The following is an 11,526-nucleotide window of genomic DNA, read 5'->3' on the forward strand; positions in this document are numbered from 1 at the left end:
AAGATACAAAAGCAATACTGCCCTATAGGCGCCGATATAGCGGGTTATGCATCCACCCAGAAATGTTTAAGAACGGTTAACCGCAAAACCGCTTAGTCAGTAAAATTCTAATAAAAATAGAACGATAGAGGCTATTCGGTCACAGCAAAGCGGCCCCGTTTCCGGGGCCGATTCGAGCGTGTTTCAGGTGTTTGCAAGAGGCCTTGCGAGGCCTCAGCGGGCTGGTGCCACGAGGCAGAAGAAGGCGCCCTGCGGGTCGATCGCCTGTATCACCCAGCTGCCGCCGGGCACCTCCATCGGGCCGTTGACGACCTGGCCGCCGCCGGCCTTGACCCGCTCTATGGCGGAATCGATGGCGGGGACGTTGAAGTAATAGGCCCAGGCCGGCATCGGCACATTCTCAGGCTTCGTCATCATGCCGCCGACGGGCGTGCCGTGTTCGGCGAAGATGCGGTAGACGCCCATCGGGCCCATGTCGAAGTCATGGTCCTTGGTCCAGCCGAAGAGGTTTTCGTAGAAGGTGAAGGCCTCACCGCCATCGCCGGCATAGAGTTCGCTCCAGCCGAGTGTGCCGGGCGCGCCCATCGCCGGCTCGGGCGGCGGACTGTCCATCGGCGCCGGCGTCATGATGCAGATCACGGCGCCATGCGGGTCGGCGACCACGGCGAAGCGCCCGATCTCGGGGATATCCTCCGGCGGGCGGCGGACGGAGCCGCCATTGGCGGCGAAATCCCGGGCGCTCTGGTCGACATCGTCGACGGCGACATAGCCGGTCCAGTTCGGCGGGATGCCGGTGCCTTCGAGCTCTGCGGGAAAGACCATCATGCCGGCGCGGCCGACGCCATCGGCCTCGAAGATGGTATAGGGCGGCATGCCGGGGACGGTCATTTCGCTGGTCGTCCAGCCGACGACCTTCGTGTAGAAATCCTTGGCGCCCTTGGTATCGGGCGTCATCAATTCGCACCAGATGAACTTGCCGTGGGTCTCCGACATCGTGATCTCCCTTTCACGTTCTTCGTTGCGTCGATATGGGCGTGATAATCTCAGGCGTCAGTGGCAGCAGGATGACGCCTTGGGGGCCTCAGCATACTCGTCGTGGCGCTTGACGAAGTTCATCGTCGAGTCCTCGTTGCGGCCCTTCGGCGCGCGGTCGAGGATCATCAGCGTGCCGATCAGCTCTTCCGGGCCGCGGGCATAGCTGGAGTAGGTGTGGAAGATCTCGCCCTTCTCGTTTTTGTAGAAGGCGCTCAATCCCGGCAGTTCGTCATTGGCATCTTCCGGCGGGATCGAAGTAAAGTTGTAGAATACCTTGTCCTTGCCGAGATCTTCCGGGCTGAACGACACGTGATAGTCGAAGTTGAAGTCGCTCGACGCCGAGGATACCCAGGGGAACTTCCAGCCCATCCTGGTCTTGTAGGCCTCGACCTTGGCGACGGGGGCGCGGGAAACGGCGACCCAGGTGACATCGTGGTTGTTCAGGTGCGGCAGCGCGCCATCGACATGGTCGGACAGGAACGAGCAACCGGGACAACCGGCCTCCCAATCGGGACCAAGCATGAAATGATAGATGATCAGCTGGCTGCGGCCATCGAAGAGCTCGCTGAGCGACCTCTTGCCATCGGGCGTATCGAAGGCATAGTCCTTCTCGACCTTGACCCAGGGAAGCGCCATGCGCTCGGCATTGAGCTTGTCCCTCAAATGCGTTGCTTCCTTCTCCTTGAGAAGCAGCGCGCGGCGGGCTTCGAGCCATTCTTCGCGGGAAACGACTTGGTTCTGCATCGTGTGCGCCCTCCTCCGGCGCGACCGAAACGGTCCATTCTCCTTTTCCTTGACTATATATATTGATATCAATAGAAATTAGACATGTCAAACGCTACCGACATTCCTTTCGCGACGACGCTTCTGGTGCGCGACACGTGCCTCTGCCTGCACGCGCAGCGGGCGGCGCGGGCCTTGGCGCGGCTGTTCGACGATGCGCTGAGGCCGGCAGGGCTGACCAATGGGCAATTCTCGCTGATGATGTCGCTGAACCGGCCAGAGCCGCCGCCGATGGGGCCGGTCGCCAAGCTGCTTGCCATGGACCAGACGACGCTGACGGCAGCGCTGAAGCCGCTGCAGCGGCGCGGTTGGGTCGAAGTCTTTCCGAACCCGAGAGACAAGCGCGGACGGCTGCTGCGGCTGACGCCCGAGGGCATGCGCGTGCTGACCGCCGCGCTGCCGATCTGGGAAAGCACCCATGCCGCGCTGGAACAGACGTTGCCCGAGGGAAATGCCGAGCGGCTGCGACAGGACCTGCAGGCGCTGGCCTAGGCTCAGAACTTGTTGGCGATGCGTGGGTCATCGCCGAAATCGGCGCGGGTAAAGCCAATTCTTGCCTTCGGAAATTCGCAGAGCGCCTGGACGCCTGATGCGGAGAGGCGCAGGCGCCATGTCTGGCGCTCGACCGGATCGCACGCGGCGAAAGCCGAGGCGGTGAGAAGCGCGATGTTGCGGCGCTGGCCGGGATCGCGGACCGAGGCGTAGAGGATCGCCTGGCAATCGGCCTCGCGGGCGGCATCGGCCAGCGCCTGGCAGGGCTCGTAGCGCTGGGGATCGGTCCAGACCGCATGGTCGCGATCGAGCGGCGGCGCGGTGAGGTCGATCGCGCGCGGCGTTTCGATGGCTGCTGCAAAGGCGGTGTATTCGGCGGCGTTGGCGGGAAGCGGTGTATCCAGGGAATCGGCGAAGAACAGCAGCCGATAGAAGGCCATCTCCGATATCGCGGTCTCGACCGCTTCCGACGCATAGTAGACGCCGAGCGTGCGCCCTGCCCGGCGGAAGCGCGAGCCGTGGGGATAAATGGCGCCGTAGCGGAAGGGTGTCGCCAAGAGATAGTCGAGGCCTCTGCATTCCGGCGGCAGGACCGGCTTGCTTTCTTCCAGCAGCGTTTCGAGCAGGGCCTGCTCTTCCAGCGTGTCGACGATCTTCAAGGTCGAAATCTGATGCTGCGCCTCCACCAATCGCCAGAAACGGCCGGAGACGGGTCGCGCTTCAGACGATAGCGCGGCGGGCGTCCAGGTAGGCGAGGACATCGGTCAATCCTGATATACTGACGATCTTTTCGAGCGGCGTGGCGCCGAGCGCGGTGTTGGCGTTGCGCAGCCATGAACGCGCGACCACCTCATCACCGCCGACGATGGCATCGAGCGAGCGGAACAGGCGCACGAGCAGGATGGCGAGTTCGAAGGATTTCGAGCCGCGCTCGAGCAGGTAGTCCTGCCTTTTCATCCGCGATACGGTGGCTTCCGACAGGCCAAGCACTGATGACAGCGTGCGGGCACTGATGCCGAGGCGCTCGGCGGCGGCAACGGCGGCCTTGGTGATGACGACGGCCTCCGACGGCTGGGTACCTGATAGCGGATGGGCGATGGCCATGGCGATTTCCTTTCCTTGGAAACAATATAGAGATTTTATTTCTCATGGAAAGATGGTTGGCGGAAATTCCGCCCCAAACGAAAACAACCCGGCCTGTGGTGCAGACCGGGTTGCCAATCGTGGTAACGGCTAGGCTTACTTCGCCGATGGGTCCTTGATGGTCTTGCCGATCGAGAAGGCCAGAAGGGCCGAGATCAGCATCAGGGCGCCGACGATGAACATCGGCATCTCGTAGAGACCCGTGGCATCCTTGACAGCACCGGTGATGTAGGGTGCCGCGAAGCCCGCGATGTTGCCCACGGTGTTGATGAGCGCGATGCCTGCGGCAGCCGCGGCACCCGTGAGGAAGCGCGAGGGGAAGGACCAGAAGTTCGGGAGCGCCGAGAAGATCGCGCAGGCAGTCAGCGTGATGGCGATGACGGTTGCCTCAGGAGACGACATCAGCAGAGCGAGCGGGATGCTGATCGCGCCGACCAGAGCCGGGATGCCGACGTGCCAGGCGCGGACGCCACGCTTGGAGGCATCGCGGCTCCAGAAGAACAGCGCGACAGCGGCCGGCAGATACGGGATCGCCGTGATCAGGCCCTTGTCGAAGACGTTGAACTTGGTGCCGAACTTGGTCTCGAAGCCGGCGATGATGGTCGGCAGGAAGAAGGCCAGTGCATAAAGGCCGTAGATCAGGCCGAAGTAGATGACCGAAAGCAGCCAGACGCGCTTGTCCTTGAGTGCCTGCAGCGTCATCGAGCCGTGGCCGGAGAGCTTGCCAGCTTCTTCCTTGGCGAGTTCGCGGTTCAGCCAGTCACGCTCTTCCGAGGTCAGCCACTTGGCGGCGGTCGGGGTGTCGGGCAGGTAGAACCAGGTGATGATGCCGACGACGATCGCAGGAACGGCGACGCCGAAGAACATGATGCGCCAGCCTTCGTAGCCGAACAGGCCGTGTGCCTGGATGAGCAGCGAAGCGATCGGTGCGCCGATAACTGTCGTCAGCGGCTGGGCCAGATAGAAGAGCGCCAGGATCTTGGCGCGGTGGCGGCCGGGAACCCAGGTGCTGAGATAGAGGATGGCGCCGGGGAAGAAGCCCGCCTCGGCAACGCCGAGCAGGAAGCGCAGCGAATAAAGGCCGGTGACGCTGCTGACCCAGGTGAAGAGCATCGCAACGACGCCCCAGGTCACCATGATGCGGGCGAGCCAGCGGCGAGCACCGTATTTGTGGAGCGCCAGGTTGCTGGGGATTTCCAGAACGATGTAGCCAACGAAGAAGATGCCGGCAGCAAAGCCGAACTGGGCCGCGGTCATGCCGAGGTCCTGCGTCATCCCGTTCGGGCCGGCAAAGGAGATTGCCGTACGGTCGAGGAAGTTGATGAAGAACATCAATGCGATGAAGGGAACCAGGCGAATGGAGATCTTGCGGATCGCCGATTTTTCGACCTGCTGTTCCTGGTCTGATAGTTTAAACGTCGCGTTCACATAGTCCTCCCGACAAGACCGCTGCGGCCCATCGAGCCTACGAGTGCGACTTGCGCTATGCAGCCCCGTTGTGTCGGGAATGCTGGATGTTGATCTCTAGCCCTACCGCGAAAGTCGGTCTCCTATGTCCGATACTTGTGCAACTGATCGCGCCCGATTACCGAATGCGCCTTGTCACACGAGCCCCAACGGACATGCCTCCTCCCCTAGTGAGCGACATATTTCTTTCAAATTACCAGCCACTCGTCAACTGGTATGATGAGATGGTGAGTATTCTTTAACAGAATATTAGAACATGTTCAAAATCCGCCTACACTGAATCGCGCGCTTCTAGACAGCAAAAAGCGCCGCGCTCCGAAAAGCACGACGCTTTGGCAGTCGTTATCAGGTCCTGCCTGATCAGGCGACGGTGACAGGCACTTCCGTGGAGGTGCGCATGGCGTGGCTGTAGGGGCAGACGATGTGGGCGGCAGCGGCCAGCTTTTCGGCGGTCGGCTTGTCGAGGCCCGGGATATTGACGGTCAGCGCAACTTCGATGCCGAAGCCGCCGCCATCTTCACGCGGGCCGATGCCGACGGTGGCCGAGACGGTCGTGTCTTCCGGAATCTTGACCTTCTGCTGGCCCGCGACAAATTTCAGGGCACCGAGGAAGCAGGCCGAGTAGCCGGCCGCGAAGAGCTGTTCCGGGTTGGTGCCGGTGGCGCCGTCGCCGCCAAGTTCCTTCGGAACCGTCAGCGTAACATCGAGAACGCCGTTTTCGGAAACGGCGCGGCCTGCGCGGCCACCGGTGGCGGAAGCTTTGGTTGTGTAGAGGATCGGCATGTCAGTCTCCTTCGTTGGCTCCTTCGTTGGGGCTGGATTTTTTATATCGCGCAATTAAATTGTACGCAAGTGAATTTTGCAAATTGCATTCGGAATCCGAAAAGACGACAATGCAAACGCCGGGGAAGCACGATGACGAAAGCGCAGACGACAAAGACGATGAAAATTCCGGAAGAGGAAAAGCGGCTGGAGCGACAGCTCTGCTTCGCGGTCTATTCGACGGCGCATGCCTTCACACGCGCCTACAAGCCGATCCTCGACAAGGTGGGCCTCACCTATCCGCAATATCTCGTCATGCTGGTCCTGTGGGAAAAAGCGGCGCTGCCGGTGAAGACCATCGGCGAGCAGCTCGATCTCGATTCGGGCACGCTGTCGCCGCTATTGAAGCGCCTCGAGCAGAGCGGGCTCATCGTTCGCACCCGCGACCCCAAGGACGAGCGGCAGGTGATCGTGACGCTGACGTCAGAGGGCGACGCGATGCGCTCGCAGGTGGACGCCATCATGGGCGAGATCGGCAAGGCGATCGGCTGCACGCTCGAAGAGATGGTCGATATCCGCGAGAAGCTGCAGGGCCTGCGCGGCAATCTCACCGAGACGCGGTAACCGCTCCCATTCGCTCGCCCGGGCCGACGGACGGGTTGACTCCAAGGGACAGTTTGCGAATTTTATAGCCGCGACGCCTGTTCGCGCAGTTCAGTCGGGAGGAATTGCGAGATGTCATGCCCAAACCACGCACCATGTGCCTCACACCCGATCTTGTCCAACTCTGCTATCGCGAAGAGGTCGACCCCGGCCCTGACCCGCGCCTGGCGACACTGACGGACGACGATTTCGCCTCACTCACCGCGCGTCTGACGGAAGAGAGCGGCGACGAGCCGCTGTGGGTCTTCGCCTACGGATCGCTGATCTGGAAACCGGAATTCGAGTTCGTCGACCAGAGCCGCGCAACGGCTCTCGGCTGGCATCGCTCCTTCTGTCTGGAGATCAGGAACTGGCGCGGCTCGCCCGAGCAGGCCGGGCTGATGATGGCGCTCGATCGTGGCGGGCAGTGCGACGGCATGATGTACCAGCTGCCTCAGGGAGACCGGGCCGCGCAGATTTCCCGGTTGCTGCGCCGCGAGATCAGCGAACGCGAGCATATCGACACTATAAGATGGCTGCCGGTGAAAACGCCTAAGGGCCGGGCCCGGGCGCTGGGCTTCTGGATCGGGCCGACGGGCAACCGCATCTACCGCAAGCAGCCCCTGCCCCTGGTGGCCGCCACGCTGGCGCGCGCCTGCGGCTATGTCGGCTCCTGCGCCGAATATCTCTACAACACCGTCACGCATCTGGAGAATTTCGGCATCCACGACCGAAACCTCTGGCGCCTGCAGGAACTCGTCGCCGCCGAGATCCGCCAGATCCACGGGATCGCGGAGCCGACGGCATAGAGGCTTGCTGTCGCTCAGCGATGGCGTCTCACGCCCCGGCCTCACGCAGTGACTTCATCATTTCCCGCAGGCCCCGGCTCAGATGCTTGTCGCGGCGCACGACCATTCCGAGCTTGCGCACCAGCGGCGGGTTGACGGGGGCGGTTTCGAGGAAGCCGGCGCGGTCGCGCTTCAGCGCCAACCCGGGCAGGATCGACCAGCCGAGGCCGGCCGCCACCAGCTCCTTGATGGCCTCGACGCTGCCGAACTCCATGACAGGGCGGGCGACCAGACCGGCCTGCCCCATCCATTCATCGATGGTCCGCCTCGTGTTGCCGCCGTCATAAAGCAGCAGCGGCTTGGCGTTGACGAAGGCCGCGTCCGGGACGCCATGCGGGATGACCGAGCCGCGCGGTGCAACCACCATCAGCTCGTCGTCATAGAAGGCCTCGACCTCGAAGGACCGGCCGGGCGCCGGCAGCGTAACGACCGCGACATCGAGCGCATTGGTCTCGAGATCGCGCAGGATGTCGTCGGTGTTGCCGATGCGGACGGTGATCTCGAGCCCGGGCATCTTCTTCCTGGCGCGCGAGATCGCCAATGGCAGCAGATGGATGGAGGCGGTGGCGCCGCTGCCGATGCGCACGCGGCCGCTCTCGCCGTTCCTGTGCGGCGTCATCGCCTCCTCGGCATCGGCGAGTTCCCGCATGATCCGCCGCGCATGGTCGAGAAATTCGAGACCGGCCGCCGTCGGCTGCGCGCGGCGCCCGACGCGCTCAATCAGCCGCACGCCAAGGCGTTGTTCCAGGAGCTTGATCTGCAGGCTGACCGCGGGCTGGGTCACGCCCGCCTTGTCGGCGGCGGCGGTGAAGCTTCCGAGTTCGGCGACATGAATGAAGGTCTGCAGCTGATCGAAACCGAATGCCATGCGAAGTTTCTCTTATGGTTTGCATAAGATGCATAAGCTTCATTGCGGGATATATCCAGCGCATTGTCGGGACAGGCCAAGACGGAGACAGAAGAGATGGCGACCGACACATCGGACGAAAGAGCAAGCCAGACGCGCGTGCCGGCACTGCTGGCAACGCTTGCAGAGATGGCGCGAAACCTCATCGAAAGCATCGAGACACGCTGCAGGAAACGACGCGGACGCGCGGCGCTCAGCGAGCTGACCGATGACGAACTCAAGGATATTGGCGTGTCGCGCGCCGACGCGATGACGGAAGCGGCGAAATCGGCGTTCTGGGGATAAAGGATGGCTTGGAGCGCCTGAAGCACGCAGCCGTGGGGCCGGCGCGAAAAGTCTCTCCCCTGATCGGGGAGAGACGAAGACATAGCTTACTGCTTGACGACGATCGGTGCCTTGGTCGGCACGCGGTCGTAGAGGTCGATGATGTCCTGGTTGAGCAGGCGCACGCAGCCCGACGATACGGCCTTGCCGATCGAACGCCAGTCCGGATTGCCGTGCAGGCGGTAGAGCGTGTCCTGGCCGCCCGAGAAGATGTAGAGCGCGCGGGCGCCAAGCGGGTTCTTCAGGCCCGGCTCCATGCCGCCGTTCTCGATCGAATATTTCACGAGTTCCGGCTGACGGGCGACCATCTCATTCGGTGGCTTCCAGCGCGGCCACTTCTGACGCCACTGGATGACGCCGTCGCCCTGCCAGGCGAAGCCCTCGCGGCCGATGCCGACACCATAGCGCATCGCGGTCCCGCCCGGCTGGACGAGATAGAGGAAGCGCGAGGGGGTATCGACGACGATGGTGCCGGGGCGCTCACCGGTCGGATCGATGACCTGCTGGCGATAGTAGCGCGGATCGATCTGCTGGTAGGGAACCGGCGGGATGAGGAAGCCGCCATCCTCGACCGGGCCGTACATGACAGCGAGCTCGGCATCGGTGGGCGCCGGCGTCGTCTGGAAGGCACGGATTGGATTCGGGAATGCCATTGGCTGGCCGTACGACGGGCTCGTGCCCGAAGTGGAGGCACACCCTGCCAGCGCCGATGCCGCGGTTACCGCTGAAAGCGATAGAAAGTTGCGGCGGGATATGGATTTGTCAAAGCTCATAACGAGGGTCAATTTTCCTTAAGCGCGGAAACGGCGAACGTCGTTTCCTGGAGGGTTGTTCAACGCTAGTCACAATTCAAGGAAACTATCCCGTTATGCTAAATAAACCAGAACCTCACGAAGACGTGTGCCAGCTTGTGGCGACGTTCTCACGCCGCCTGTTGCGCGGCTACATCACCACGATCTCGGACTTCGCCGAAACGCGGTCGTAGAGATCGATCACGTCCTGGTTCATCATGCGTACGCAGCCCGACGAAGTGGACTTGCCGATCGACTCCCAATCGGGCGTTCCGTGGATTCGGTAGAGCGTATCCTCACCGTTCTTGAAGATATACATGGCGCGCGCGCCGAGCGGATTTCCAAGGCCAGGGTTCATGCCGCCGTTTGCCGCCGAAAACGAGCGGACATCGGGCTGGCGCTTGACCATCTCATCGGGCGGCGTCCAGCGCGGCCACTTCTGCTTCCACTGGATGACGCCGCGGCCGGACCAGGCATAGCCCTCACGGCCGAGGCCGACGCCATAGCGCATGGCCTTGCCATTGGGCTCGATGAAATAGAGGTGTTTGGTCTTGGTGTTGACGACGATGGTGCCCGGCTTTTCCGTCGAGGGGTAATCGACCTCCTGGCGCATATATACAGGATCGACGCGGCTGACGGGAATGGCAGGGAGCGTGAAGTCGTTGTCCCTGACCTCGCCATACATCGCGGCGCTGACGGGGTTGATCAACGGCATGCCGTAGGTGCGCATCTGGGTGGCGCCGGGGATGCCATAGGTCTGGTTGTAGATCGTCGCGGGGACGCCGGGGCGCTGCGGGATCGGCGCATTGATCGGCCGGACGCGATCGGGATCGATGCCCGGCGGCTTGTAGAAGACAGGATAGGTTTCCTGCACGAAACGGGCCGGATCGGTGGCGCCGGTATCGGGCACGAGAATGTTGCAGCCGCCAAGCGACAGGGCCGCCAACACAAGCCCCGACATGGCCGACAACCGGCTTAGACCCTTCATGAAACCACCCTCATCGATATCAGCGACATTTATAGCTGCCGCGAGGATGGCATGCGCGGCTGGCGCGAAGCTGGCGGCGACGGCCAGCCAGCGCCCTAACGCGGCTGATTAAGCCGCCACGCCGTGGAAGAAGCGGATGCTCTGCTCGATTTCCTCGGGCAAGGCCGAGGTATGGCCGCCCTTGGCCGTATCCGTCTCGATGCGAACGCCGCCGGATCGCGCGCGGCTGGCAAGCAGGCCGGCGCGATCGTTGAAATGCGATTCGTCCGTGCCGTGGACGACGCGCACCGGGCACTTGAAGCTCTGGGCGTAGCACAGCGCCGTACGCACCTCGAACTCGTGCGTGTTGTCGTCGTCGAAGCGGATGTCCTGCGGATAGCGATTGAAGAAACGGAAGGCGTCGGGATTGCCGGAGATTGGGGCTGCCGCGCGGAACTTGTGGGTCGACATCGAGGCGAGCATGGTGAGCGTGCCGCCGATGCTGTGGCCGGCGATGAATAGCCGGTTCGCATCGACACCCGGCAGATGCGCCAGGCGGTCTGCGGCAGACAGCACGTCGTCCACCTCGTCATAGAAGCCGGAGAAATTGCCCGCCTGGCCGTTTTCGCCGCGCACCGACGGCATCAGCACCACGAAGCCGGCATCGATATAGGGACCCATCAGGTTCCAGTGGCCGATGCCCATGGCATTACCGCCATGCAGGAAGAGAATGCCGGGCTTGGCCTTGCGCTCGCGCTTGTATTTCGACACCCAGGCGACCAACTCCAGCTCGCCGCCATAGCCCGAACGATAGAAGATCTTCTCGGCATTTGCGGGCGCATCGAGCGGCTCGTACTTGTCGGGCGCCGGGCCCTTTTCGAGCAGCCGCGTGCGGAAGCGCTTGCGCACCTTGGCGTAATCGCGGGTGATCAGGCGCGGCTCGGGGGGAACATCGAAGGCATTGGCGACACCTGGAAGAGCCGGAAGAACAAAAGCGCCGGCGAGCCCGGTCAGAAGCAGGCGGCGCTGGCGCGAAAAAGAATGGTCGTTGTCCGATGTCATATCACTCTTCCGTCTTCCCCGGCATGATAGATGCTTGCACCCTCGGCGCGCCGACGCCAAGACACATTCAGTTGAGGATGCACAGTCGGATGTATTTTGCATCAGGAAAATGCGAGATGAGGGATTTGAGCGGGTAGCCAGAGGCTGGCGCTTGCGGAAAAGCTGAAAATTCGCACCAATTCTTTTGGGAATAATTCACGGGGCGCACCCTAGGGTAGAAAACACCACAGGAGGTGGCATGAAAGATGCCGCGCCCGTTGAGAGAACGGATCAGTGAGATGCGGGTAATGATCGAGGGACAGT

Annotated in this window: 15 protein-coding genes; 4 read left to right on the forward strand and 11 right to left on the reverse strand. The window is 62.4% G+C overall.

What is annotated here, in order from left to right:
* Positions 1-213: 213 nt before the first annotated feature.
* Together ACCD05_RS29525 and ACCD05_RS29530 are read right to left on the reverse strand one after the other, a co-directional pair.
* On the reverse strand, positions 214-993 hold the full coding sequence (locus tag ACCD05_RS29525) for a VOC family protein (RefSeq protein ID WP_413397086.1): 780 nt from the start codon (positions 991-993) through the stop codon (positions 214-216).
* A 57-nt stretch (positions 994-1,050) separates the two neighbouring features.
* A complete protein-coding gene (locus tag ACCD05_RS29530; protein ID WP_413397087.1) occupies positions 1,051-1,779 on the reverse strand; it encodes a DUF899 domain-containing protein in 729 nt (242 codons plus the stop codon).
* 84 nt (positions 1,780-1,863) lie between these two features.
* On the opposite strand from ACCD05_RS29530, the gene ACCD05_RS29535 reads away from it, so the two are divergent.
* Positions 1,864-2,310 (forward strand): MarR family winged helix-turn-helix transcriptional regulator, encoded by a 447-nt coding sequence (locus ACCD05_RS29535; RefSeq protein WP_112944447.1) that lies wholly within the window; start codon positions 1,864-1,866, stop codon positions 2,308-2,310.
* A gap of 2 nt (positions 2,311-2,312) precedes the next feature.
* Here the strand turns inward: ACCD05_RS29535 and ACCD05_RS29540 are convergent, their stop codons facing one another.
* The 4 genes from ACCD05_RS29540 to ACCD05_RS29555 all read right to left on the reverse strand — a co-directional run bounded on the left by ACCD05_RS29540 (position 2,313) and on the right by ACCD05_RS29555 (position 5,703).
* Positions 2,313-3,071, reverse strand: a complete 759-nt coding sequence (locus ACCD05_RS29540) for an RES family NAD+ phosphorylase (protein ID WP_413397090.1) — start codon at positions 3,069-3,071, stop codon at positions 2,313-2,315.
* Entirely contained in the window at positions 3,031-3,414 is a 384-nt protein-coding gene (locus ACCD05_RS29545; RefSeq protein WP_413397092.1) for an MbcA/ParS/Xre antitoxin family protein, read from the reverse strand. Before ACCD05_RS29545 ends, ACCD05_RS29540 begins: the two co-directional genes overlap by 41 nt.
* A gap of 135 nt (positions 3,415-3,549) precedes the next feature.
* Positions 3,550-4,881, reverse strand: a complete 1,332-nt coding sequence (locus tag ACCD05_RS29550; protein ID WP_111564410.1) for an MFS transporter — start codon at positions 4,879-4,881, stop codon at positions 3,550-3,552.
* A gap of 399 nt (positions 4,882-5,280) precedes the next feature.
* Positions 5,281-5,703, reverse strand: coding sequence for an organic hydroperoxide resistance protein (locus tag ACCD05_RS29555; protein WP_018898985.1), 423 nt, complete (start codon positions 5,701-5,703; stop codon positions 5,281-5,283).
* A 132-nt stretch (positions 5,704-5,835) separates the two neighbouring features.
* On the opposite strand from ACCD05_RS29555, the gene ACCD05_RS29560 reads away from it, so the two are divergent.
* Positions 5,836-6,306 (forward strand): MarR family winged helix-turn-helix transcriptional regulator, encoded by a 471-nt coding sequence (locus ACCD05_RS29560; protein WP_413397095.1) that lies wholly within the window; start codon positions 5,836-5,838, stop codon positions 6,304-6,306.
* 116 nt (positions 6,307-6,422) lie between these two features.
* Positions 6,423-7,133, forward strand: a complete 711-nt coding sequence (locus tag ACCD05_RS29565) for a gamma-glutamylcyclotransferase (RefSeq protein WP_413397097.1) — start codon at positions 6,423-6,425, stop codon at positions 7,131-7,133.
* A gap of 28 nt (positions 7,134-7,161) precedes the next feature.
* Here ACCD05_RS29565 and ACCD05_RS29570 read toward each other — a convergent pair whose 3' ends face one another.
* Entirely contained in the window at positions 7,162-8,040 is an 879-nt protein-coding gene (locus ACCD05_RS29570; RefSeq protein WP_413397099.1) for a LysR family transcriptional regulator, read from the reverse strand.
* Positions 8,041-8,136: 96 nt separating this feature from the next.
* On the opposite strand from ACCD05_RS29570, the gene ACCD05_RS29575 reads away from it, so the two are divergent.
* Positions 8,137-8,364, forward strand: a complete 228-nt coding sequence (locus tag ACCD05_RS29575; protein ID WP_413397101.1) for a DUF1127 domain-containing protein — start codon at positions 8,137-8,139, stop codon at positions 8,362-8,364.
* Positions 8,365-8,450: 86 nt separating this feature from the next.
* Here the strand turns inward: ACCD05_RS29575 and ACCD05_RS29580 are convergent, their stop codons facing one another.
* The 4 genes from ACCD05_RS29580 to ACCD05_RS29595 form a co-directional block, all read right to left on the reverse strand.
* Entirely contained in the window at positions 8,451-9,176 is a 726-nt protein-coding gene (locus tag ACCD05_RS29580) for a L,D-transpeptidase family protein (RefSeq protein ID WP_111564405.1), read from the reverse strand.
* Between the two features lie 169 nt (positions 9,177-9,345).
* Positions 9,346-10,182 (reverse strand): L,D-transpeptidase, encoded by an 837-nt coding sequence (locus ACCD05_RS29585; RefSeq protein WP_026283093.1) that lies wholly within the window; start codon positions 10,180-10,182, stop codon positions 9,346-9,348.
* 108 nt (positions 10,183-10,290) lie between these two features.
* Entirely contained in the window at positions 10,291-11,223 is a 933-nt protein-coding gene (locus ACCD05_RS29590) for an alpha/beta hydrolase family protein (protein WP_413397104.1), read from the reverse strand.
* Between the two features lie 67 nt (positions 11,224-11,290).
* Positions 11,291-11,526: hypothetical protein (locus ACCD05_RS29595; protein ID WP_413397106.1), on the reverse strand; the 236-nt coding region annotated here is incomplete at its 5' end.

This window comes from Rhizobium sp. Rhizsp42 (genome assembly GCF_047304155.1).
Classification (GTDB): Bacteria; Pseudomonadota; Alphaproteobacteria; order Rhizobiales; family Rhizobiaceae; genus Rhizobium.

What these genes read in the sequence shown, in the direction of transcription:
- ACCD05_RS29530 (WP_413397087.1), bottom strand. Translation starts at nt 1,779, where the DNA reads ATGCAGAACCAAGTCGTTTCCCGCGAAGAATGGCTCGAAGCCCGCCGC.
- ACCD05_RS29585 (WP_026283093.1), bottom strand. Translation starts at nt 10,182, where the DNA reads ATGAAGGGTCTAAGCCGGTTGTCGGCCATGTCGGGGCTTGTGTTGGCG.
- ACCD05_RS29540 (WP_413397090.1), bottom strand. Translation starts at nt 3,071, where the DNA reads ATGTCCTCGCCTACCTGGACGCCCGCCGCGCTATCGTCTGAAGCGCGA.
- ACCD05_RS29575 (WP_413397101.1), top strand. Translation starts at nt 8,137, where the DNA reads ATGGCGACCGACACATCGGACGAAAGAGCAAGCCAGACGCGCGTGCCG.
- ACCD05_RS29535 (WP_112944447.1), top strand. Translation starts at nt 1,864, where the DNA reads ATGTCAAACGCTACCGACATTCCTTTCGCGACGACGCTTCTGGTGCGC.
- ACCD05_RS29580 (WP_111564405.1), bottom strand. Translation starts at nt 9,176, where the DNA reads ATGAGCTTTGACAAATCCATATCCCGCCGCAACTTTCTATCGCTTTCA.
- ACCD05_RS29565 (WP_413397097.1), top strand. Translation starts at nt 6,423, where the DNA reads ATGCCCAAACCACGCACCATGTGCCTCACACCCGATCTTGTCCAACTC.
- ACCD05_RS29560 (WP_413397095.1), top strand. Translation starts at nt 5,836, where the DNA reads ATGACGAAAGCGCAGACGACAAAGACGATGAAAATTCCGGAAGAGGAA.
- ACCD05_RS29570 (WP_413397099.1), bottom strand. Translation starts at nt 8,040, where the DNA reads ATGGCATTCGGTTTCGATCAGCTGCAGACCTTCATTCATGTCGCCGAA.
- ACCD05_RS29545 (WP_413397092.1), bottom strand. Translation starts at nt 3,414, where the DNA reads ATGGCCATCGCCCATCCGCTATCAGGTACCCAGCCGTCGGAGGCCGTC.
- ACCD05_RS29590 (WP_413397104.1), bottom strand. Translation starts at nt 11,223, where the DNA reads ATGACATCGGACAACGACCATTCTTTTTCGCGCCAGCGCCGCCTGCTT.
- ACCD05_RS29555 (WP_018898985.1), bottom strand. Translation starts at nt 5,703, where the DNA reads ATGCCGATCCTCTACACAACCAAAGCTTCCGCCACCGGTGGCCGCGCA.
- ACCD05_RS29525 (WP_413397086.1), bottom strand. Translation starts at nt 993, where the DNA reads ATGTCGGAGACCCACGGCAAGTTCATCTGGTGCGAATTGATGACGCCC.